Source organism: Flavobacterium ginsenosidimutans (assembly GCF_003254625.1).
Lineage (GTDB): Bacteria > Bacteroidota > Bacteroidia > Flavobacteriales > Flavobacteriaceae > Flavobacterium > Flavobacterium ginsenosidimutans.
Map to the genome: position 1 here is coordinate 99,784 of NZ_QJRJ01000079.1, position 24,946 is coordinate 124,729.

Consider the following 24,946-nt stretch of genomic DNA (forward strand, 5'->3'; position numbering starts at 1 on the left):
TTAGTAATTAGGGTTTTGAACTAACTGAGTATTCTCTAAGTCTTTTTGTGGAATAGGCCAAACTTCATTTTTACCAGCAACAAATCCGCTACTAGCAAGAACAGTTGCAGCTTTTCCAGTTCTAACTAAGTCGAACCAACGGTGTCCTTCACCAGCCAATTCTAATCTTCTCTCATTAGCAATTGCATCTAATGATACTGGCACAGAAGCCAATCCAACTCTAGCTCTTACTGCATCTAATAAAGCTTGTGCTCTAGCTCCAGTTCCTCCTAATGCTTCTGCTTCCATTAAGTAAGTATCTGCTAGACGAATTGCATAAGTATCTTGTTTGTAATTTAAAGCTGTTGCTCCTCCACCATCAGATGTATCTGAGTTTAAAGGCATAAATTTCTTTAAGAAATATCCTGTATCCTGATCACCAGATGCATACTTTGCTTTATTTGCTGCAACCAGAGCACGCAGATCAAAAATTGTAGATTCGAAACGCGGATCTCCTTTTAAGGCATCATATAAACTTTGAGTTACCGGATTAAAACTCCATCCTGAAATATAATCTGCTAATGTTAAATCTTTTCTTTCATATCCTCTTGGACCAACCATGATATTTACAGAGTTTCCTTCGTCGGCTCCACCGCCCCAGAATCCCCAATCTGCATTACTTTTATCTGTATGCATGATTTCGATAATAGCTTCTGAGTTAAATTTGTTACTGATTACCCATAAATCTGAGAATTTAGTCAACAATTTGTAACCATACATACTAGTTCCTCCAGGCGTACCGTTTACATCTGCAAATTCAGCAGCTGCTAATGAGTTTTTACCTTCGTACAAATAAACTTTACCTAATAGTGCCTGTACTGCTCCTTTTGAAAGACGACCACCTTCTGTTGGAACATCAACTTTACCAGGAAGCACAGCTTTTGCTTCTATTAAGTCTTTTTCTATTTGTGCATAAATTTCTTCTGGAGCAACTTGAGTAACTTTATACCCTTCCGCTGGCGAAATTGGAGTTAGAATTAATGGTAAGTTTTTAAATGTTCTTACTAATTCAAAATAGAAATATCCTCTCAAAGCTTTTGCTTCTGCTGCAAAACGTGCTTTTTTAGCATCAGGCATATCTACATCTGGTAATTTTACCAATAGAATGTTTGCTCTAGCAATTCCTTGAAAAAAATCACCCCAATAACTTCTTGGCATATTTATTTTGTCCAATTTATAGTTATCAAAAGCGTGTATACCAGCACCATCACCAGGTCCACCACCTCCAGCGTAGAAATCATCTGAACCAGCATTTAGCATAGTGATCATGTTTTCAAAACCTTTAGATTGTTTACCCATAATATCATAAACAGCAACCAGCGCAGAAAATGCTTCCGATTCATCTTTATAATAATTATCTACTAACGGAAGCCCTTTTGGCTCAACTGTTAAAAAATCTTCACCACAAGAAGAGCCTAGAAGTAACAATCCAGCGGCGATGAATGAATATCTTATATTTTTAATTTTCATGATTCTTAATTTTAAAATTGTAAATTAACCCCTACCATTATAGTTCTAGCTTGTGGATAATATCCTTTATCAATACCAAAAACTCCTCCTCCAATCTCAGGATCATATCCAGAGTATTTTGTAAATGTTAATAAATTTTCTCCAGTCAAGTAAAGTCTTGTTTTTGAAAGACCTGCTTTTGAAACAACATCACTTGGAAGGTTATAACCTATTTGAATTGTTTTGATTCTCCAGTAATCACCATCTTCTAAATAGAAATCTGATGGGTTTGAGAAGTTTTTATTGTCATCAACAGTTGATAAAATTGGGTATGAATTAGTTGATCCTTCACCTGTCCAACGACCTAAAGCAGAAGTTTGGTAGTTAGCATCTGTAATATCTAGACGACGTAATCCTTGGAAAATTTTGTTTCCAATTGCTCCTTGAGTAAAGATTAACAAATCAAAGTTTTTATAATCTAAATTAACTGTGAAACCGTAAGTGTATTTTGGAAGTGGGCTTCCGATGAAAGTTTTATCATCATCTGAAATTTTTCCATCTCCATTAAGATCTTGCCATCTGAAATCTCCAGGTCTTGCTCCTGGTTGGATTAAACCGCCTGAAGCATTTGTGTAAGCATTAATTTCTGCTTGATTTTGAAAAATTCCTTGTGTTTTATATCCGTAAAAAGAGTTGTAAGATTGTCCTACTTGAGTTCTTGTTACTGCGCCCATATTTTGGAAAGAAGCATCTCCAGAAATGAACTGGATATCTTTTCCTAAATTAGTTACTTCATTTTCTAGATAAGAAATATTTCCGCTTAAGCTTAGACCAACTTTACCAATTTTTTTACGGTAAGAAAGTTCTAGATCAACCCCTTTGTTCTGCATATCAGCAATGTTTGCAGAAGGTCTACCAGTACTACCAACGTGACCAGGTAAGTCAATATCCTGTAAAATACCTGTAGATTTTTTAATATAAAAATCTGTTGTTAATGATAAGTCATTGAAGAATGTAATATCAAAAGCAACGTTTGCTTGGCTAGTTTCTTCCCATTTCAAATCTGGATTCGCAGGTGCATTTGGACTATTACCAACCACTACTGAACCTTGATTACCAATAGTATAATTTCGTCCTGCACCGATAGTTGCTAAGTATTTGAAATCTCCAATAGCATCACTACCTGTAATTCCATATCCACCTCTAAACTTTAATTGCGTTACTACCTTATTTTCTGGCCAGAAGTTTTCTTTAGTTGGCACCCATCCTAATGAGAATGAAGGGAAAGTTCCATATTTGTAATTTTGACCAAAACGAGAAGAACCATCACGACGTACAATACCTGTAAATAAATATTTCTCTTTGTAATCATAATTCGCTCTTGCAAATAATGAAGTTACTTTATGCTCATAACCATTGTAAGCTGAAGCAGTAATATCGTCCTGTGGATGATCGTTTGGGAAAGTCGCATCATCAAAATTAGTGTACGGAATATTAAAATAAGTTACTGTAGATCCAGATGTGATATTATCTACATAAGCTCCTTGTCCTACTAAAACTGAAAAGTTATGATCGGCAATTTGCTTTGCATATGAAACAGTGTTTTCAATATTCCATCCAAAACCTTTATTAGTATTTCTACTCAAATTATTTTTTGCATTAATAGTAGAAGAGTTAAAATAATATTGTGGAGTAAAACTTTCTGAGCCCCAATATGACAATTTACCCCCTAATGTAGTTCTAAATTTTAAACCTTTAATCGCTTCTACTTCTAAGTAAGCATTACCTACAAAATTATCTGACCATCCATAATTACCTAATCTAGTTTGAATGTATGCTAAAGGGTTACTCATTTCCTGAACTACCTTTTGAGAAATTCCATAAGGATTTCCATTTGGATCTCTTAAAACATAATCCAGTGTATATGGCGATTGATTTGCAACAGCTGGATCAGTAACAATAGCCGGTGTAAGTGGATCTAAATTGATTGCTGAGCTTAAAGGCCCACCATATTCGTTGTTGGTATTTCCGATTCCAACATTTTTTTCGTGAGAATATCCTAAAGTCTGGCCAAAAGTTAAGCCTTTTACAATTTTGTGTGTTGAGTTTAAACGGATGTTTTTTCTATTGTAGTTAGAAATTGGAGTAGCTACAATACCTTCTTGATCCAATAAACCAAAAGAAACATAGAACGTAGAAACATCATTCCCTCCAGATAAACTTAACTCATGACCTGTTCTTTGGGCACTATTGTTAAAAATCTCTTTTTGCCAATCTGTTCCCGCTCCATAAGAAGAAACATTTTTGTATGGAAGATCGTAAGGTTTAGTAGTATCTGTATAACCATTTGCATATCTTTCATTCATTAAAGTTGCATACTCAGTAGCATTTAATAAATCCAGTTTTCTTGCCGCTGCTGAAAAACCTGTGTACCCATTATAGTTTACACTCATTTTTCCAGATTTACCTTTTTTAGTTGTGATAAGGATAACCCCAGCCGCCGCTCTAGCACCATAGATTGCTTGTGATGCAGCATCTTTTAAAACCTCCATAGAAGCAATATCTGACTGATTCAAATACCCAATTCCTCCTGAATCAACAATTACACCATCAACAACCCATAAAGGCTCATTGTTACCAAAAGAAGTAATCCCCCTTACTCGTATTGTAGAAGAAGATCCAGGTTGTCCTGCATTTGCTGCAATAGTAACCCCAGAAACTCTACCTTGAAGAGATTGTTCTACTCTTGTTATTGGTAAATCTTCTAAATCTGATGCTTTTACACTAGAAATTGCTCCAGTTACAACAGATTTCTTTTGAGTACCGTATCCAACAACTACAACCTCATTTAAAGATTGTGATTCTGGTTTTAATTGAATTGAGATTTTTGTTCTACCATTTACAGCTTCAGTTACTGTAGTATAACCAATGAATGTAACTGTTAATGTTCCATTTGACGGCACTTGCATTTGAAATTTTCCGTCAAAGTCTGACGCTGTCGATTTCGTAGTACCTTTTAATAAAACAGTTGCGCCTGGAACAGGCATTCCACTTTCATCATTTATTATTCCATTTACTGTGACATCCTGAGCCACAGCTATAACCGAGAATAACAGAGACGAAATACAAAAAACAAGTAATTTTGTTAATTTCATTTTTCTAAAAATTTTGGTTAATTAATTAGTAATTTGATGCAATACTAAAACTAAATTTTCATTTTTGGTAGTTATAAATCATTACAAAAACACATCAAATTAAAATTTTTGATATTATAAAAACACATCAAATTTTACATAAATAATTGATTTTAAAATAAATAAAAAAACAAATAGTAGTACTAAAGAAAAGTTAATTTTAAAAATAAACACTACATATAATAAAATAAAGTCTGTCTTGTTAAATAATATTCAAACTACAACGTGGTAGTAGCTCAAAACGCTCATAAACACTTATTTTTTAAACAATTACAAGAAATAGACTCTAAAAATTTGTAGGAACAGAAAAATAAAGAATATGATATTTTTACCTTACTTTTTTTACATTATCAATAATTTTATTAGCTAAAGAAAATACTTACTTTTTAAAAATAAATAAGTTTTAACTTATAAAAAACAAGAAAAATCAAAGAGATTGTATTGATAAAAACAGAGAAAAAGCTGAATTTTGGGCCAAAAATGCCTAGAAATTGGCAAGGAATTTAAAAATGATTTTTTCTGTCTAAAAAAAAAGTTTATTTAATCGTTATCATGCTGTTATTTTTGTTGCACTGATTAAATATATGCGTTACCAAATAATAAATCTTAGAGATGATTTGCTTGCTAGAGGTCGCAAAAAAATAGGAATAATCATTTAATCTAATTTATTATAAGAGCAAACCCTTTCTAATACTTCGATAAATAAAAATAAAATAGCTTTTTCTTGAAATATAGGCTAGAATTTAGCCTTTATAAAAGCCATAAAGCGAATAAATAAACTAAACCTACTCTTCACGCTTCAATTCATTAAATTGTCTTTAATAATTGATTCAAAAGCACCTATAAGCATTAATTACAACACTTAATTCTAATTCAATTAAAAAGAATCAAGAATTAAAATATCTTTTGAGTATAAACAATCTATTCTGAGGAAAGACCGCTGTTATAAGTAAAAAAAAATAGCCCGTAATCGAAATTACGGGCTACCCAGGCAATAAACTTAACTTAAACTAACCATAGTTTAAATCTTCTATACAATTCATTTATTAATGAGCTGTATAATGTTTGAAAATTCGAAAAAGGAATTTTTTAATCTTCCTTTTTCGAAAATAACTAACATGAAATATTATTATTCAGGTTTGAAAACAAATGTCCAACCTGTTCCATATGTTTCGCTATTACTTAAATAAAGAATCATTTTATCTTCTTCAAGACTTACGATAGTATAAACCCCATCAGCATTACCTGCAGCTGAACCTAACATTTTTGAATTCATGATAGTCAACTGTTTATTTTTGATGTCCAGTTTAAAACTTCCTTTTGTTGGTGTAGCGCTTGTTGTTTCATAATGGTTGTAATTTGCTGCTCCGTCCAGATCAAAATGCATTTTCCCAAGTGCATCACTTGGAGCACAACAATCTCCAGCATTCCACCAAGCGGTCATAGCACTTTCAGCACTTCCATTTGGAGACATAAACCACCAGAATCTTCCAGAACCTTGTGTACCATCAAAAACCCAAGTTTTACCAGCTGCCGTATTAGTTCCAACTAAATCATACCAGTCTTGATCTAAAGGAGTATCTAACTGATCAATTTGAACGTCAATCGTCTTAGTAAAAAATTCAGCGCCTAGAGTTCCAACAAAAGTAAATGTTGCTTTTCCTGGAATAGGATAAACAAACGTTACTTCATTTGTTAGTGCTTTATCTAAACCATAATCCCAATATCCAGTCACACCTGGAGTCGTCATATTAAGTGTGATCTTATTTCCTCCTGGTGTGCTTTGAGTAGATACTAATTCAACTCCAGCAACGTCAGTAGAATTCGTTAAATGCTGTTCATCTACTATTGGATCACATGCTGAAAAAGTCAACGTAAAAAGAGCCAAAAGAAGATATAATATTTTATTGATTTTCATATTTATCTATATTAATATTGTTAAATTTTACCACCCTGGATTTTGTGTATAAACTCCATTTGATAGTCTAAGTTCTGTTTCAGGCATAGAAACCAAACCTTTAGTTTCTGGTCTATATTTTACGCTGTAATTTGCTGCAGTACCTGAATTTCTAACAGGAATCATGCTATTATATGCATTGTCAACATCTCCCCAACGAATTAAATCAAACCAGTGTAATCCTTCGAAAGCAAATTCATGCAAACGCTCTGCTTTAATATTTTCAAGTGAATATCCAACTGGGTCCAGTTTTGCTCTTGCTCTAACTGCATTTAATCCTGCTGCTGTTTTAGTAATCTCAGAATGCATCAATAATACATCTGCGTAACGCATGAAAATAAAATCTTGTGCATGCATTAATTGCATATCAGTATTAGACCAGTTGTATAATTGAACAAACATTCCGACAGTAGTTCCACCTGCATTAGGATATTGTAGAGAAATATATTTTTTATTGAAATATCCTGTCTCATGGTCTCCTTTATCTTGCGCATAACCAGCTGTTCCTTGATCTGCTTTACCCACTTCAAGTATAGAACCTCTTTTTCTTGGATCACGTTCCTCCCAGTTACTGTATAAACTTGGATTTACTGTACACCAGCCCCATCCTTCTCCAAATGGCACTAATGAATTACCACGTAATGCAGAGAACAGACATAATCTATTAGTATAAATATTACCATTTGTCCAAGACCAATCTCCAAAAGAGAATCTTTGAACGAACATTGTCTCGAAATTTCCAGTTCCAAACGTTGGGCTAATACCATCTTGTCCTACCCATGATAAACCTTCAGTTGCAGCCCACGGTAAAACATTATTTCCAGAAGCTTTATTAACATAAGAGTAAGGCCAAAGGTTTCTAAAATCAGGAACAAGAGCATGACCACTATTTGTCATACAGTCAGTTAAATAACTTGCTACTTGTGTTGCATTTAAAGAACCTCCTTCTGCTAAAGGTAATTCTTCAGTAGCTTGTTTCTCCATATTTGTCATATAACCTGTGTAAAACAAAAATACACGTCCTAAATAAGCTTCTGCAACCCATTTATTAGCATGACCGTATCTAGAAGTTGGAATACTTGTAAAAGGAGTTGCTGGCATTGTCTCGATCGCCTTTTTTAAATCTGAAGCAATCTGTGCAAATGTTTCAGTGTAAGTATTTCTTGGTCCATCTTTTTTCCCATCAATAGTTATGATTAATGGAACTCCTCCAAAAAACTTAGCTAATCTGAAATAGAAAAACGCTCTCATAAAATAAGCCTCACCAATTGCTTGTTGCTTAAATTGATCTGCTTCAGCAGGAGTATTAAAATAAGTGCTAAAATCAGCAAGAGGAGTTTTCTCAATAATTGCATTTGTTCTAGCAATACCTCTATAAGATTGAACCCACATATCTAAATAGGTATCATCTACAGGATCTTCAAAATTATCAACCCATTTAGCTGTTTTATCATCAGGACCTCCTCCTCCTAACATCATATTATCCATAAGATTGGCTGCAATCTGCTCCTCACTATGCACATTAGTTGTATAAATAGCATTGTAAACTCCAGCAGTTGCTTCTTCAATATCTTGAGGTGTCTTGTAAAAATTCTCTAAACTCTTTTCTGTTAAATTATCAGTATCAAGATAATCATCACAGCTCGCTACAATAAATACAGCCGAAATCGCTACTAAATATTTTATTTTTTTCATTGTAATTGTATTTATATTAAAAATCAGCACTTAAACCAAACATCACCGTTCTAGCTTGTGGATACAAACCTAAATCAATTCCTGAAGCCCATGGAGCATTTGTATTATCTCCTGACCAACGAACTTCTGGATCCATACCATCATATTTAGTAAATGTATATAGGTTATTTACTGCAACATAAAATTTAAGATTTGAGATGAATTTGAAATCTTTAAATATTTCGTTGAAATTATAACCTAACGTTAAGTTATTTATTCTCAAATAATCTGCATTTTGCATATAAATATCTGACACGTAATTGCTGTTTCTATTTGAAGTTGCACTTAATCTAGGCATCTTAGTAGATGTACCTTCTCCATGCCAACGATCAAAAACATCAGAAGTATAATTCTGAGCAGGACTATCTGCAAAAGATCTATATGACTGCATAACCTGCATACCAAATTTACCAGCCATAGTAGTGTTCAAGTAAACATTTTTGTATTCAAAATTTAACTGAATCCCTAATTCAAAATCTGGATTTGGATTTCCTAAGTAAACTTTATCGCTTTCGTCGATAACACCGTCATTGTTTTGGTCTACAAAACGAACATCTCCAGGACGTTGATCGCTAAAATAAGGTTGTCCATTTGGACCAACATATTCATTAACTTCTTGTTGATTTTGTAAAATTCCTGCTGTTTTAAAACCGTAGAAATAACCTAATGGGAAACCTACCTGACCTCTTGAGATTTCTCCAGTTCCTTGAGATAATACGTTAGAAGGACCATGTAATATTCCGTCTGCATTTGCAATTCTAGTAACTTTATTTTTATTGAATGCACCACTTACAGTAGCTCCATATTTAAAGCCTCCAATTTTATCATTCCAATTTACAGAAAACTCGAAACCTTTATTTTCGATATCTCCACCATTAAAATAAGGAGGTGCAGCTCCATCTGTTCCTCTTCCTGCTGCTAGAACTAACCAGTCTTTAGTTGTTTTATTATACCAATCTAAAGTCACGTTTAATCTTGAATCAAATAAACTTGCATCAAGACCGAAATCTAATTGCTCTGATGTTTCCCAAGTTAAATCTGGGTTGGTAACTCTAGCTGGATAAGCTGTAGTTCCAGAAACTGGTTTTGTGTCTCCAAAAAAGTATCCAGGAAAAACATAAGAAATATTTGATGAATAATAAAAGTTAGGAATATCTTGGTTACCATTTTGTCCCCAGCTTCCTCTCAATTTTAATGAATTAAGCCATTTTGAAGAGCTATCCATAAAATCTTCTTTTGTTACGACCCAACCTGCAGAAACAGAAGGGAAATAACCCCATCTTTTTCCTTCTGCGAAGTTAGAAGAACCGTCGGCACGTATTGTAGCTGAAAGAAGGTATTTTTCTTTATAATCGTATTGTGCTCTTGCAAAATATGACATAATACCACCTCCACCTGCTGAAGTGTCCATTCCATTCGTTCCAAGATCATTAATTGTTTTTGGAGCTGTGTTGTTTAAGTATGCATATTGCGGATCTTCACCAAATGTCAAGTTGTTTCTAGAACCACTAACATTGTTGTTCACCAAATATTGAATTAACTCAGTTCCTGCAACAGCAGAAATATTATGATTCCCAAATTGTTTTTTATAAGAAACCGTATTTGTCCAAGTTGAATTAGCTCCAATATAAGAATACTGAGATGCACCATTGATATAATCTTGATAAAGTACACCCAAATTATATGTTGGGTTCATAGATCTACCATATCCAAACCAAGAATCAATACCATAAACCGTTTTAAATTTCAAATCTTTAACGGGTTCAATTTCTAAGAAAGCATTTCCTGTAATTCTATTATCTTCTGGATAATTATAATTACTTCTGTAAAACATTACCGCTAAAGGATTTGTTTGTCCTGTAGAAATACCATCTAAAGTTGGAGTAAATCCAAATTTATCGATATTTCTGTCAATAGAAGTCTGCCAATAAGCTGGCTGTAATGGATTTGCAGTTAATGCATTATGCAAATCATTTCCATAAATATTACCATTAGAAACTCCTCTATTTTGAGAATTAGTGTAAGTAACATTTTCTCCTACAGTAATGATGCTATGGCTATCATTCTTTTTCAGAACCATCTGAGTATTTAATCTTGCTGTAAGTCTTTTAAAACCAGCATCTACTAAATCTCCACCAATAATACCATCTTGCTCAAAGTAAGAAACTCCAAAAGCGTAAGTTATATCTTCGCTACCTCCAGTAATGTTAAGAGAGTGATTCATGATTGGAGCATCTTTTTTACTCATTTCATTAATCCAATTTGTCCCCGTCCATCCATTTTGTAATTTCTGCCAAATTTCATTTCCTAATTGAGTACCAGCGCCAGGAAATTGAGTGTTTAACCATGAATTATTAGTCAAAAGTTTTTGCCAATCTTGACGAGGCAATCCATCATTTACTCTTCCTTCATCAATGATATACATATACTCTTGCGCATTCAAAGGATCTAAATTTTTATAGATATTTTGAATACCAAAGTAACTGTCATAACTAATTCTTGCAGCTCTTCCTTTTTTACCTTTTACTGTTGTAACCAATACAACTCCATTAGCCGCTCTAGATCCATAGATAGCTGCAGAAGCCGCATCTTTTAATATGTCAATAGATTCAATATCTGATGGGCTCAAATAATCAATATTACCAACAGAAATACCATCAACAATGTACAACGGATTTGAGTTTCCATTCGTACCCAATCCACGAATAGTTACCTTAGTACCAGCACCAGGTGAACCATTTGTTCTTGTAATACTAATACCGGGAGCAATACCTTGAAGTGCCTCCATAGCAGATCCTGTATTTAACTCCTTAATTGTTTCTCCTTTAAGATTTGTTGAAGCACCAGTAATGAGACCTTTTTTCTGAGTACCATAACCTACTACAACAACTTCATTCAAGTTTTGTGATGTTGCAGTAAGAAGCACGTTCATCTTTGTCCTTCCATTAATAGCCTCATTTAGTGTGTTAAAACCAACGAAACTAATAACTAAAACTCCATTTGAAGGAGCACTAATCTGAAATTTCCCATCAAAGTCAGATGCAGTAGCTTTATTTGTTCCTTTTACTAAAACCGTCGCTCCTGGGACGGGTAATCCACTTTCATCATTAATGGTTCCATTTACTGTCACATCCTGAGCAAATGCGACAGCTGAAAACAGTAAAGACGAAACACAAAAAATAAGTAATTTTGTCAATTTCATTTTTCTAAAAATTTTGGTTAATTAATTAGTAATTTAATGCAATTATAATGTTAAATTTTAATAAAGTGAGATTAAAATTCCCTACAAAAACACTTCAAAGTAAAACTTAACACACTACAAAAACACAACATTTTTTTTTTAATTAATTAATTTACTGTATTTTAGCTTTGATAAAATTTTGTTATAAAAATGTTAATTAAAAAAAACGTATATTACATTAGATTAACAACAACTATTACGTTGTAAATTAAAAATAATTTAAAAAACGAGAGCTATTCTAATTGATAAATCAACAATTTAAACTCAATTTAAAGCATTTCTAATAAAAATACATTTAAAATTTTATGAAATTCATAGTTAGAACTTTTGCATTTATTTTACTATTTTTCATACAAAATGCAAGTTTTTCGCAGGTAAAAAACATTGGAATTCCAGATATTAAAAACTATAAAAGATCAGAATATAAAGGTGGAACGCAAAACTGGAGTATTGATCAAGATAAAAACGGAAATATATACTTTGCAAATAATAGTGGTTTGATCCAATTTGATGGTTCAAACTGGCATAAATACTCTTTACCGAACAAATCAGAGATTAGAAGTTTAAAAATTGATGCTTTAGGAAGGATATTTGTCGGCGGAAATAACGAATTCGGGTATTTTAAAAATGATGAAAAAGGAATATTAAAATACCATTCATTATATAACTTATTGAGTCCAATAGACAAAGAAAACATAAATCTAATCTGGCGAATCCATATTTTTAAAGGAGAAGTAATATTTCAGTCTTTTAGCAAAGTGTTTTTTCTAAAAAATGAAAAAGTCACTACACTAACAGCTCCACACAAGTTTCAATTTTCATTTTTAGTAAACAATCGCCTTTATTTCCAAGATAAAACATTAGGTGTTCTAGAATATAAAAACAGAAAACTAACCGCTATCCCAGGAACTACTGTTTTTAATGATAAAGAAATTTGGTCTCTTTTTCCCCTATCAAACAATAGAGTTTTGTATGCAACTCTGGAAAAAGGATTATTTGTCGCAGAAAATGGCATTATTAAGCCGTGGGCAACAGAAGCCAATGAATTTATCAAGAAAAACACTTCTTTAGGAGGTTCGATTATTAAAAACAAATTCATAATCCTTAATTCCGTATTAGACGGAGCTATTATCTGTGATTTAAACGGGAAAATTATTCAACATTTAAACAGACAAAAAGGTATTCAGAATAATACAATATTAGCCTCATTTGTAGACAATAAAAATAATATATGGCTAGGACTTGACAACGGAATTACTTTCATAAACGAAAATTCGCCTTTTTCTTATTTTGACTACAGCTATAATATAGGAACGGTATACGCCTCAACAACCTACAATGGAAATCTTTATGTAGCTACTAACCAAGGGTTATTTTATCACCCTTGGGGAACATCATTTAAAGACAGTCCGTTTATGAGAGTGGAAGGAACAATCTCTCAAGTTTGGAATATTCAGGTTTTAAATAATGTATTAATATGTGCCAGCAATAGTGGAGCATTAATTATCGAAAACAATAGAGTTTCCAAAATATTGGACACCAGAGGATATTTCGGATTTAAAAAAATACCTGATCATGAAAACTATATAATAGGTGAAAGTTATAATGGATTTTCGGTTTTCAAAAAATCCGCTACTGGATACGATTATATGCATCAAGTAAAAGGATTTGATGAAACCACCAATAATTTTTCTGTAGAAATAGATGAAAACTATTTATGGTTAAAGAAAAACCCGTTTTTATATCAGGTAAAACTATCTGAGGATCTACAACGCTTTGATTTTATTAAAAAGCACGTCAATATATCGGACAAATTTAAAGGTATCAACAGCTTGCAAAACATCAATGGCAAAGTGTATATTCAAGTACAAAATCACTTTTTCAGATATTCAGTTGAGCAGGAGTCTTTTTTTGAGGATAAAAAAATAACAAAACTGTTTAATGGAATTCCAACTATTAATACATTAATAGAAGATCCTGCGGGAAACTTGTGGTATGTTTTTAATGAATCTTTGGGAGTATTAGTAAAAAACAAAAACGGAAGCTATACCAAAAACCAAGCAATATTCTCGAATTTATCTGGAAATTTGGTAAACAACTATATTTCTGTAAATACAATTGATCCTCAAAACATTTTTATAGGATTAACTGATCGTTTAGCACACTACAATTCGACAATCCCAAACACTTTCATGACGAAACCAAAAGCTATTATCGAGAGCTTTTCGTATCCAGAAGACACTATTTTGACAGGCAATTTAGCTCACAAACTAGAATCTTATAGCATACCATACAAATACAATCGTGTGAAATTTACTTTCGCATCTCCAACATACGAAAATCAGGAAAACGTAATGTATTCGTACAAGCTAGAACCATTTGAAGAAAATTGGCGCGGATGGTCGTCGACAGCCATGAAAGAATACACCAACTTGAGAGAAGGAAATTATGTGATGAAGCTAAAAGTAAGAAACAGCTACGGCATAGAGTCTAATATCAGTGAAGTAGAATTTACGGTATCTCCACCGTGGTATAGACACTTTTTAGCCTATTTATTCTACCTTATACTTATTCTACTTGGTGCCTATCTAATTTCTGTTAGAGTCAAGCTTAAAATTAGAAAAAACAGATATTACGAAACCATTGAGCAAAGAAGATTGTATCTTGAAAAGGAATCAAAAATCAGACACGAACAACACGATTTAGAGAAAGAAATTGAAAAGCTAAAAAATGACAAACTTCAAATCAAAATCTTAGCAAAAGATAAAGAACTAGTAAACAATTCATTACAAGTTGTAAAAAAGAATAAAGTTTTAAATGGCATCATCCATAAACTGAAAGATATTGACACCAATATTTTAGACGAAACTACTAAATCTGAGTTTAGCAAATTGCATAAAAGCATTGTTAAGGAAGTAAATACAGACAAGAGCTGGAAGGATTTAGAGAAACACATTAAAAACGTTCATTTTGAATTCTTAAAGCGTTTAAAAGGACAATATCCAACTATTTCACCAAGAGAATTAGATTTGTCAACTTATTTATTAATGAATATGTCGACAAAAGAAATAGCCGAAATCATGAATATTTCGACCGGAGGAGTTGAATTAGCACGTTATCGACTTAGAAAAAAATTAGGGTTAAACAAAAAGGAAAACCTAATCGGATTTTTAATGAGTATTTAAAAAAAGAAAGCCATTCAGTATTTGAATGGCTTTCTTTTTATGATATATATTCTAAAGTTCGTTCTAAGGCCATGCCTCGCGAACCCTTTATCAAAATAGTGTTCGAATCGAACTTATATGTTTTCAAGAATTCTGCAAAAGCATCAAACGTCTCGAAAAACTTTATATTTTCACTTGAAACTGCGTTCGCATAAAACGATTTTCCAATTAAGTAACAAACAGATTGGTTTTGATTAACTAATGAATCAACTATTACTTTATGCTCGTATAAACTTTCATCTCCTAATTCAAACATATCGCCAAGAATCATAATTTTATTCTTCTTATCCAATTGCAAGAAATTAGTAATCGCCACAGCCATACTACTCGGATTAGCATTATAAGCATCTAAAATGATCTCATTAGAGCCTTTTTGCATCATCTGAGATCTATTGTTCGCCGGAATATAATTCTCAATAGCAGCCTTTATATCGCTTTCTTTTACCTCAAAATATTTTCCGATCGCAGTTGCCGCATTAATATTATTAGCATTATAAAGTCCAATTAAATGAGATTCAATTGCAAAATTATTGTAATCAATAGCCACAAATGGATTTGCCGTAATGTTCTGAATATTTAAGTCAGCGTTTTCTTTTTTAACACCAAAAGTGAATGCTTTAATCCCTTTTGATTTCTCAATCTGAATTGAATCTTCAAGATTTACAAAAACCGTTTTTTTATTTGCTGCAAGATATTGATACATTTCGCTTTTTCCTGCAATAACCCCTTCAACTCCTCCGAAACCTTCCAAGTGAGCCTTTCCAAAGTTGGTAATATATCCAAAATCTGGCTGCGCAATTTCACACAAAAATTCGATTTCCTTTTGATGATTTGCTCCCATTTCAACAATTCCAATTTCTGTTTCCTTGCTAAAAGAAAGCAATGTTAATGGAACGCCAATATGATTGTTTAAATTTCCAATTGTCGCTTTTGTTTTAAACTTTTTAGACAATACAACATTAATTAATTCTTTTGTTGTTGTTTTTCCATTACTTCCTGTTAATGCAACTATTGGAAGCCCTAAATAAGCTCTATGGAATTTTGCTAACTCTTGAAGTGTTTGCAAACTGTTTTCTACTAAAACAGTTCTTTCATCAATAAAATAAGATTTATTGTCTATAACAACAAATAAAGCTCCTAAATCTAAAGCTTCTTTAGCAAATGTATTGGCATCAAAATTCTCTCCTTTAATAGCAAAAAACATCGAATTCTTCTCAATTTTTCTTGTATCAATAGAAAGAGAAGTGCACTGTAAAAACAAGTTATGAATGTCTTGAATATTCATTTATAATTTTTTTAATAGGTCATAAAAGTAGAAAAAAACAATAAAAAAATTCCAAATTCCAGACTGAATATTCAGCTTTTGGAATTTGGAATTTTTGATATTAGAATTCCTAAATTTTAGTTTCTAGGAGATTTTCTCTTTTCAGATTTTGAACCTACTCTAGACATTGCACACCTGAAACCAATGTAATCAGTTGCCATATCTTGAGGGAAGTATCTTCTTTGAGCTGGGTCTAACCAGTAAGCTCTATCTCTCCAAGAACCTCCTTTGTAAACTCTTACTTTATCATCAATTAAAGTAGTACGTTTACTTGAGTTATCATATTTTCTGATCATTTTTCCTAAACTATCAGTAGTGATGTTGTGTTTAGGAGAGTTGTACATTGCCTGATCTGCTTTAGGTCCAGACTCTGAATCACCAAAATCAAAATATCTTGAAGATTGTTTATCACCATCTCTATAGTTGATGTTATCACTTGTACTGAAATTTGTTCTCAAGTATGTTTCTTGCTCGTCAACTGGAACTTGAGCAATTTCACCTGGAAGATTTCTTGCGATAACTTTACCATTACTTAAAGTGTCATACTTAATAGTAGCAGTTGTAACAATTTCGATTTTACCGTCTTTACCAATTTTGTTTTTAGCATATTGGTTTCCTCTGTAGTAGTTGAAATCATTTGCTTCGTTATCAATAATTGGTCTATAAACGTCAGCTACCCATTCTGCAACGTTTCCTGCCATATCATAAAGACCGAAATCGTTTGGAGCATAACTTTTCACTTCATTTGTAATATCAGCTCCGTCATCTGACCAACCTGCAATTCCACCGTAATCACCGTTTCCTTGTTTAAAGTTAGCTAATTGATCACCTCTGTTTTTACGTTTGTTAGAACGTGTATAATCTCCAGACCAAGGATATTTCTTTTGACCTTTGTAGATGTTATATTCTCTTTGTCCAACGTCAGCTGCTGCAGCATACTCCCATTCTGCTTCAGTAGGAAGTCTATACTCTGGTAAAATAACTCCAGAAGAACGTTGCGCATATACGTTTTTCTCTTCAGGAACTACACCGTCTTTTCCAGCTTTTGGTCGTTTTCCACCAGGATTTTTCTTTAATACGATCTCCTCACTTCCACCACGTGAAGTACTTGGAGACATTAAATATCCTTCTGTATTAAATGCATTCTCAGCATTAACGTCGTTTGTTTTAGCACCTTTTTGAAGATATCCGTTTTTCTCTAAAACAGCCTCGTTTACACGGTCTGTTCTCCATTTACTAAATTCAACTGCTTGAATCCAGTTAACACCAACTACAGGATAGTTAGCATAAGACGGATGTCTTAAATAGTTATTAGTCATCGTTTCGTTGTATCCTAGACGATTTCTCCAAACAAGAGTATCTGGCGATGCTCCTTCATAAATATTTTTGTAATTTTCTTCTGTTGGCGGGAAAACCTTTTTCAACCACTCTAGGTATTCTAAGTACATACCATTCGTAACTTCGGTTTCATCCATATAGAATGATTGAACATGCTGTTGAGTTGGTGTGTTATTCCAATCGTGCATAACATCATCCTGTACTTTACCCATAGTAAACGTACCTCCTTCAACAAAAACTAAACCAGGACCAGCCTGTTGTTTTTTACCTGCATTTCTAGCAGCAGTTCCATTCTGACTATCTACATCCCAACCAGTTGCTCGTGAAGCATGGCTCGAACTCGATTTTTTGCTACAACTAGCCGTGCTCAACATCAATACCATTGACATCATTAACTGCAAGACTACAATTTTGTTTACTTTCATACTCATTCTTAGGTGATAAATTTAGGTGCTGCAATATAATAATTAACATTTAATTAGCAACATCTGTTCTAATAATTTTATTTCACTGTTTTTTACCAGAAAATAACCTTTAGTTACGAACGCAAAAATATACTTTTTATTATTTACTGTAACATGAAATAATATATTTTTACTTAGAAAATATTTTTAAATTAAACCCCTATTTTTGAGTGATGAAACGAGTCCTATTTACATACCTTTTTTTACTCCCAATTATCTCATTCTCCCAGATAAATGGGAGCTTTACGATCAATTGGCAAGAAAAAAAAGAGATGAATTATGGCGACCAAAAATTCATCATTCCATATTTTTCTGGCAACGGTTTTCGCTTTGATGCCACGAAAAAGAGCATAAACTTGATGATAAATCTCAATCAAAACGTCTCTGGAAACTCCAATTCAGTACAAATTTCAAACGTATTGTATGAACAAATTTCATTGGCTGATCTTGGTGATTTAAGTCAAAACAACATTCCCAACAAGCCTAATGAGGATCTCAAAACAGCATCTTCAAGAGGAAATCAGCAAACTTTTTTACTACTTTCGCCTATCATAAAGGAAGGAAATAGTTTTAAAAGAATAAAATCTTTTACCTATTCATCAAATAATTCAACAGCTAAAAGCAGTAGTTCTTCTGTTTTTCAAAAAACTGCTGTTATATCAAATTCGGTTTTATCTTCTGGTGATTGGTATCGTTTTTATGTTGAAAAGTCAGGCGTTTATAAAATTTCGAAGTCATTTTTGCAAAGTCTTGGCTTTGACCCTTCTAAAGTTGATCCGCGAAGAATAAAAATATACGGAAACGGCGGAAGAATGCTTCCTTTAGCTAATAATATTTATTATCCTGAGGATTTAACAGAAAATGCAATTTTAATTTCTGGAGAAAGCGATGGCGTATTTAATAATGATGATTATATTCTTTTTTATGCCGAAGGAGTGGAGAATTGGAATAGCGAAAGCCAAACCAATATAAATCTTTACGCTACAAAGTCATATTATTATGTAACAACGACCGGAGGCGATGGAAAGCGTATTTCTAACTTAAATCAGCCAACAGGAACTACAACTTTAGAGCTCAACACGTTTGATGACTATCAATCGCATGAAACTGATCTCACAAACATTGCTCATTTAGGAAGACAATGGCTTGGAGAATCTTTTGACATTAATCAGGAGCAGGAATTTTCATTTAGCTTTCCAAACCTAGACGCTTCAGTTCCAGTTAAAATTGAAGTAAATGCCGCATCTGCAGCTTATACTCCTACCTCTTTTACTGTTTCTGCAAACGGACAAAATGTTGGCGCTATTAATTTTAATGCCTTAACAACAACTTCCGACACTAAATATTACAACGGAAAACTGCCTTCAAACACTACTTTTGCAGGAACTGACAATATCAAAATAAAACTTACCTATAATAATAATGGTGTTCCTGGCTCAAAAGGCTACTTAGATTATATTAATTTAACTGCCAAGCGAAAACTTCTAGGAACAGGAAAACAATTTGCATTTCAATATAATGATGCTGGATCTGTGGCGGGAATTGTAAATTACACCATTGGAAATGCATCTGCAATTACGCAAATTTGGGATATTACAGACCTATATAATATATATAATGTAGAAAATGCAAATCAAGCAAGTTTTAGCTTTAAAGCTACTTTAGGAGAAATCAGAAAATATATTGCAATCGATCCTTCAGATTACTACACTCCTTCGAAAGAAAGCCAGTCCAAAATTGCTAATCAGAATTTGAAAGGAACACTTTTAAAAAATAGTCAAAACAGCTTTCAGGATGTCGATTATGCGATAATAACTCCTAAATCTTTATATTCTCAGGCCGAAAAACTTGCCGCTTTTCACCGCACAAATTCTAGTTTAAACGTAAAAGTAATTACACTCGAAAATATCTACGAAGAATTTTCTTCTGGAAAACAAGATATCACCGCAATTCGAAACTGCGTTAAATACATTTACGACAATGCCTCTTCTCCCGACAAAAGAATCAAATATGTTAATTTATTCGGAGATGCTTCTTTCGATTATAAAGATCGTATTTCTAACAATACTAATATTGTTCCTGTTTATCATTCCTTAAATAGTAATACTGTTGGAGAATCTTCTTTTGCATCTGATGATTTTTTCGGTTTAATGGATTCTGATGAAGGAAATATAATTTCGTTTTTTGGAGGAATTGACATTGCTGTTGGCCGAATGTTAGTTTCAGACAATGCGCAAGCAAGCGAAATGGTAAATAAGGTTTTAGAGTATCATGATGCTAAATCGTATGGAAACTGGCGTAATAATTTTGTTTTAATAAGCGATGACGCTGATCAAGCTTCTGACGTGACCTTACAATCACGCCAAAACACCTTAGCAGATCTTATTGCTGTTGAAAAACCGTTTTTTAATATTGACAAAATATTTTTAGATGCTTATACCCAAGAAGCATCAGCGGGAGGATCTCGATATCCTAAAGCCAGAACAGATATTTTTGAAGCTTTTGAAAAAGGTGCTTTAGTTTTTAATTATTTAGGACATGGAGGTGAAGATGGTTTAGCCAGTGAAAGAATTTGGGAAAAATCAGATGGGCAAAATTTAAACAATCAATATAAATATCCTTTATTTATTACCATAACATGCGAGTTTTCAAGATTTGATGACCCAACGAGACCTACTGCTGGAGAATATACTTTTTGGAATCCGACAGGAGGTGCAATTTCAATGCTTACAACCATTCGCGCTATCGGACAATTTAATGCTGAAAATTTTAATGACAGCCTTAGCAAAAACTTATTATCCTATGGTTCGAATCAATATAATACGATTGCCGAAACACTTAGAATTTCAAAAAATGAAAACCCGAGTTCTTCAAGCAACGTAATTTTTTACATTGGAGATCCAGCTTTGATGTTAGCGATTCCAAAACCGCGAATTAATTTAACGAAAGTAAACGATATTGTGATTTCGGAAGCAATTCCTGATTTAAAATCACTTTCAAAAATTAAAATATCTGGAGAAATCACAGACGAAAACAATACTCTTTTAAGCAATTATAATGGAGAATTAGCCACTGCTATTTTCGACAAAATGATTACGTCTTCTACCTTAAACAATGACGGATATAGTCCTGCAATGCAGTTTAAAACTCTTGGAGAAACGATTTTTAGAGGAAATGCTTCAGTTACCAACGGGCAATTTGAATTTAGTTTTGTAGTTCCTAGAGACATTAGAGTCCCTGTTGACAATGGAAGAATAAGCTTTTATTCGAAAAAAAGTGATGCTTTGGAAAACCAAACAGGCTACAATAATATCATAAAAATTGGAGGAATTAATGAAAATGCACCCGAGGACAATATAAGTCCGAAAGTTAAGTTATATATGAACGACGAAACTTTTGTATCTGGAGGGATTACAAACGAATCTCCATTTCTTTTAGCCTTCTTAGAAGACGAAAATGGAATTAATACAGCAAGTGGAATCGGGCATGATATTGTAGCTATTCTAGATGGCGACGTAAGTAATCCTTATATATTGAACGATTATTATCAGACAAAATTAGATGATTACACCAATGGAAATTTACGATTCCCGTTTAGAAATTTAGCCCCGGGGCTGCATACGATAAGTTTTACCGCTTGGGATGTTTACAACAATCCGGTAACAAGCGAGATTCAATTTACTGTTGTAGGAGACGATTCATTAACATTATCACACGTTCTTAATTACCCAAATCCTTTTTCTACTTATACACAGTTTTGGTTTTCGCACAATAAGCCTTACGAACCATTAGATGTACAAGTACAAGTAATGACAATTACAGGAAAAGTGGTTTGGACAAAGAATCAGACAATTACAACAGAAGGTTTTTTATCTAGAGATATAACATGGGATGGGAAAGATGATTTTGGAGACAGAATCGGAAAAGGAGTGTATATTTACAAACTCACGGTAAAATCAAATTTAACAAATAAAAAAGCAGAAAAATACGAAAAGCTTGTCATCCTATAATATTATCTATATTTGCACCACCAAAAACATTAGTCCCATAAATGAAAAAACTATCACTTTTATTAATTTGCATTTTTAGCGTCTACAGTTCAAGGGCTCAGGAATCAAGGCCAATTGTTACTGGAGTACCTTTTTTACTAGTAGCAGCAGATGCTAGAGCAGCAGGTTTGGCAGACCAAGGAGTCGCTACTTCTGCAGACGTTTTCTCTCAACAATGGAATCCTGCAAAATATGCATTTTCTGAAGATGCACAAGGACTTTCTATTAGTTACACACCTTATTTAACAGATCTTGCCAATGACATTTCTTTAGGGCAATTGACCTATTACAACAAAATCAACGAGCGAAGTGCCTTTGCTGGTAGTTTCCGTTATTTTGGTTTTGGAGGAATCGAGTTGAGATATACTGGAGATCCAAATGAGGCAGTAAGAGAAGTAAACCCAAATGAATTTGCTTTAGACGGATCGTATTCACTTAAACTAAGTGAAGAATTTTCTATGGCAGTTGCCGCACGTTTTATTAACTCTAATTTAAAAGTCGCTTCTGAAGAAGTAGATGCAACCTCTGCACATTCTTTTGCAGTTGATGTTGCTGCTTTTTATCAATCTGAAGAAATCGCTTACCAAGATTTCAATGGTCGATGGAGAGCGGGTGTTAACTTCCAGAACATGGGGCCAAAAATTAGTTATGACAACGATGATTTAAGTTCAAATTTCCTTCCTGCCAACTTAAGATTAGGAGGAGGATTTGATTTTATATTTGATGATTATAATAAACTTACTTTAAGCGCTGAGCTTACTAAACTTTTAGTCCCTACTCCTCCAGGCGTTGGAACTCCTGTTGATGCAAATGGTGACGGAGATTATGACGATCCAGAAGACATCACTCAAACAGAAGCTACACAAGCAGGCTATAACAAGTACAATGATATTGGCTGGTTTGAAGGAATGTTTAAATCATTTGGCGATGCGCCAGGCGGATTTAAAGAAGAAATGAAAGAAGTAACCTATAGTGTTGCCGCAGAATATATGTATCAAGATGCATTTGCAATGCGTTTAGGATATTATCACGAAAGCCCAGAAAAAGGTGCTAAACAGTTTTTCTCTTTAGGAGCAGGATTTAAATACAACATCATGAAAATAGATGTTTCGTATTTATTCTCAGCATCTAAAATAAAAAACCCTTTAGAAAACACACTTCGTTTCTCTTTAACGTTTAACTTTGGAGACAAATACGAAACTTACTAAAGAGAAAAAATCAAAATAAAAACAATTCAATCCAAATTCCTGCATTCATTAGGAATTTGGATTTTTTTTCCCTTAAAAACAGATGAAAGAAATCAATATAACAACATCATTTACAATATTTGATACCATAAATGAACTTCCAAGTGAAATTCAAGACTTAATGAACCAAGCTATTGAAGTTAGAAAAAAAGCTTATGCCCCATATTCTAAGTTTAAAGTTGGAGCCGCTTTGCTTTTAGATAACGGAAAAATCGTTTTGGGCTCCAATCAAGAAAATGCCGCTTATCCATCCGGTCTTTGTGCCGAACGAACTGCAATTTTTTATGCAGGGAGTGCATATCCGGAAGCCAAAATCTTAAAAATGGCAATTACAGCAGCTTCAGACACAAATCAGACTACAGCTCCTATTCCGCCTTGCGGTTCTTGCCGACAATCAATTGCAGAATATGAAATAAAACAAGACACACCAATAGAAATCTATTTTATGGGTGAAATAGGTGAAGTTTATAAATCTTCATCATTAAAAAATTTACTCCCGTTGATGTTTGATAAAAAGTTCTTGTAAAAAAAAACCAAAAAGTATCGTTTTAATTTTAGTTCTTAAATGTAATGTCTTATTTTTGCATCCCGACCTTTCGGGCGCAAATTTGTGGGAGGAAACTATTTTGCGTTACAGGCACAATAATCGATAACACAAACAACTTTAGCAAAAGAAAGAATTCAGATGAAAGAAGTTACAAAAGAGGTATATTTAAAGTGGTATGAGGACATGCTACTTTGGAGAAAGTTTGAAGACAAACTTGCAGCATTATACATTCAACAAAAAGTTAGAGGTTTTCTACACCTATATAATGGTCAAGAAGCTGTATTAGCTGGCGCACTGCACGCTATGGATTTGACCAAAGATAAAATGATTACTGCTTACAGAAACCACGTTCAACCAATTGGTATGGGAGTTGATCCTAGAAACGTAATGGCAGAACTTTTAGGAAAAGCAACAGGAACATCTAAAGGTATGGGAGGTTCTATGCACATTTTCTCTAAAGAACACGGTTTTTACGGTGGACACGGAATCGTAGGTGCTCAAATTCCTGTGGGAGCTGGTATTGCTTTCGCAGATAAATATTTCAACACTGGCGGTGTTACTATGACTTACTTTGGTGATGGTGCTGCTAGACAAGGTTCTTTACACGAAGCTTTTAATATGGCTATGTTATGGAAACTTCCAGTTGTATTTATCGTTGAAAACAACGGGTATGCAATGGGAACTTCTGTAGAAAGAACTGCAAATCACACTGACATCTGGAAATTAGGTTTAGGTTATGAAATGCCTTGCGGACCTGTTGACGGAATGAACCCTGTAAAAGTTGCTGAAGCAATGCACGAAGCTATCGAAAGAGCACGTCGCGGAGACGGACCAACTTTCCTTGAAATGAAAACGTACCGTTACAGAGGACACTCTATGTCTGATGCACAATTATACCGTTCTAAAGAAGAGGTTGAAGAGTACAAAAAAATCGACCCAATTACGCAAGTTCTTGACGTAATCTTGGATCAAAAATATGCTACTGCTGAAGAAATTGAAGTAATCGACCAAAGAGTTAAAGACTTGGTTGAAGAGTGTGCGAAATTCGCTGAAGAATCTCCATACCCAGACTTACAACAATTATACGATGTAGTATACGCACAAGAAGACTATCCATTTACACCTCATAAATTATAATA

Annotated in this window: 12 protein-coding genes; 5 read left to right on the top strand and 7 right to left on the bottom strand. The window is 33.4% G+C overall.

Annotation, left to right across the window (positions count from 1 at the left end; translation table 11 throughout):
- From DM444_RS15175 to DM444_RS15195, 5 genes are all read right to left on the bottom strand, one after another.
- Window positions 1–1,509, bottom strand: coding sequence for a RagB/SusD family nutrient uptake outer membrane protein (locus tag DM444_RS15175; RefSeq protein ID WP_111288135.1), 1,509 nt, complete (start codon window positions 1,507–1,509; stop codon window positions 1–3).
- An 11-nt stretch (window positions 1,510–1,520) separates the two neighbouring features.
- Entirely contained in the window at window positions 1,521–4,643 is a 3,123-nt protein-coding gene (locus tag DM444_RS15180) for a SusC/RagA family TonB-linked outer membrane protein (RefSeq protein ID WP_111288137.1), read from the bottom strand.
- A 1,168-nt stretch (window positions 4,644–5,811) separates the two neighbouring features.
- Entirely contained in the window at window positions 5,812–6,600 is a 789-nt protein-coding gene (locus tag DM444_RS15185; RefSeq protein ID WP_111288139.1) for a hypothetical protein, read from the bottom strand.
- A 27-nt stretch (window positions 6,601–6,627) separates the two neighbouring features.
- Window positions 6,628–8,334, bottom strand: a complete 1,707-nt coding sequence (locus DM444_RS15190; protein WP_111288524.1) for a RagB/SusD family nutrient uptake outer membrane protein — start codon at window positions 8,332–8,334, stop codon at window positions 6,628–6,630.
- 16 nt (window positions 8,335–8,350) lie between these two features.
- Window positions 8,351–11,575 carry a SusC/RagA family TonB-linked outer membrane protein gene (locus DM444_RS15195; protein WP_111288141.1) on the bottom strand — a complete coding sequence of 1,075 codons (3,225 nt, stop codon included), beginning with the start codon at window positions 11,573–11,575 and terminating at the stop codon, window positions 8,351–8,353.
- A gap of 344 nt (window positions 11,576–11,919) precedes the next feature.
- On the opposite strand from DM444_RS15195, the gene DM444_RS15200 reads away from it, so the two are divergent.
- Window positions 11,920–14,799, top strand: a complete 2,880-nt coding sequence (locus DM444_RS15200; RefSeq protein WP_111288143.1) for a helix-turn-helix and ligand-binding sensor domain-containing protein — start codon at window positions 11,920–11,922, stop codon at window positions 14,797–14,799.
- A 37-nt stretch (window positions 14,800–14,836) separates the two neighbouring features.
- Here DM444_RS15200 and DM444_RS15205 read toward each other — a convergent pair whose 3' ends face one another.
- Together DM444_RS15205 and gldJ are read right to left on the bottom strand one after the other, a co-directional pair.
- Entirely contained in the window at window positions 14,837–16,123 is a 1,287-nt protein-coding gene (locus DM444_RS15205) for a UDP-N-acetylmuramoyl-tripeptide--D-alanyl-D-alanine ligase (RefSeq protein ID WP_111288145.1), read from the bottom strand.
- A 116-nt stretch (window positions 16,124–16,239) separates the two neighbouring features.
- Complete coding sequence (gene gldJ, locus DM444_RS15210) at window positions 16,240–17,925, bottom strand: gliding motility lipoprotein GldJ (RefSeq protein ID WP_111288147.1); 1,686 nt, start codon at window positions 17,923–17,925, stop codon at window positions 16,240–16,242.
- Window positions 17,926–18,137: 212 nt separating this feature from the next.
- On the opposite strand from gldJ, the gene porU reads away from it, so the two are divergent.
- The 4 genes from porU to pdhA all read left to right on the top strand — a co-directional run bounded on the left by porU (window position 18,138) and on the right by pdhA (window position 24,944).
- Window positions 18,138–21,974: a type IX secretion system sortase PorU gene (gene porU / locus DM444_RS15215; protein ID WP_111288149.1), complete on the top strand. Its 3,837-nt coding sequence runs from the start codon at window positions 18,138–18,140 to the stop codon at window positions 21,972–21,974.
- A 41-nt stretch (window positions 21,975–22,015) separates the two neighbouring features.
- Window positions 22,016–23,221, top strand: a complete 1,206-nt coding sequence (gene porV, locus DM444_RS15220) for a type IX secretion system outer membrane channel protein PorV (RefSeq protein WP_111288151.1) — start codon at window positions 22,016–22,018, stop codon at window positions 23,219–23,221.
- An 82-nt stretch (window positions 23,222–23,303) separates the two neighbouring features.
- A complete protein-coding gene (gene cdd / locus DM444_RS15225) occupies window positions 23,304–23,786 on the top strand; it encodes a cytidine deaminase (RefSeq protein WP_111288153.1) in 483 nt (160 codons plus the stop codon).
- Window positions 23,787–23,945: 159 nt separating this feature from the next.
- A complete protein-coding gene (gene pdhA, locus DM444_RS15230) occupies window positions 23,946–24,944 on the top strand; it encodes a pyruvate dehydrogenase (acetyl-transferring) E1 component subunit alpha (RefSeq protein WP_012023629.1) in 999 nt (332 codons plus the stop codon).
- Window positions 24,945–24,946 lie beyond the last annotated feature (2 nt).

Excerpts from the sequence above, each read along its gene's own strand:
- porU (WP_111288149.1), top strand. The coding sequence starts at position 18,138 with ATGAAACGAGTCCTATTTACATACCTTTTTTTACTCCCAATTATCTCA.
- DM444_RS15175 (WP_111288135.1), bottom strand. The coding sequence starts at position 1,509 with ATGAAAATTAAAAATATAAGATATTCATTCATCGCCGCTGGATTGTTA.
- DM444_RS15195 (WP_111288141.1), bottom strand. The coding sequence starts at position 11,575 with ATGAAATTGACAAAATTACTTATTTTTTGTGTTTCGTCTTTACTGTTT.
- DM444_RS15200 (WP_111288143.1), top strand. The coding sequence starts at position 11,920 with ATGAAATTCATAGTTAGAACTTTTGCATTTATTTTACTATTTTTCATA.
- DM444_RS15205 (WP_111288145.1), bottom strand. The coding sequence starts at position 16,123 with ATGAATATTCAAGACATTCATAACTTGTTTTTACAGTGCACTTCTCTT.
- porV (WP_111288151.1), top strand. The coding sequence starts at position 22,016 with ATGAAAAAACTATCACTTTTATTAATTTGCATTTTTAGCGTCTACAGT.
- DM444_RS15180 (WP_111288137.1), bottom strand. The coding sequence starts at position 4,643 with ATGAAATTAACAAAATTACTTGTTTTTTGTATTTCGTCTCTGTTATTC.
- DM444_RS15190 (WP_111288524.1), bottom strand. The coding sequence starts at position 8,334 with ATGAAAAAAATAAAATATTTAGTAGCGATTTCGGCTGTATTTATTGTA.
- cdd (WP_111288153.1), top strand. The coding sequence starts at position 23,304 with ATGAAAGAAATCAATATAACAACATCATTTACAATATTTGATACCATA.
- DM444_RS15185 (WP_111288139.1), bottom strand. The coding sequence starts at position 6,600 with ATGAAAATCAATAAAATATTATATCTTCTTTTGGCTCTTTTTACGTTG.
- pdhA (WP_012023629.1), top strand. The coding sequence starts at position 23,946 with ATGAAAGAAGTTACAAAAGAGGTATATTTAAAGTGGTATGAGGACATG.
- gldJ (WP_111288147.1), bottom strand. The coding sequence starts at position 17,925 with ATGAAAGTAAACAAAATTGTAGTCTTGCAGTTAATGATGTCAATGGTA.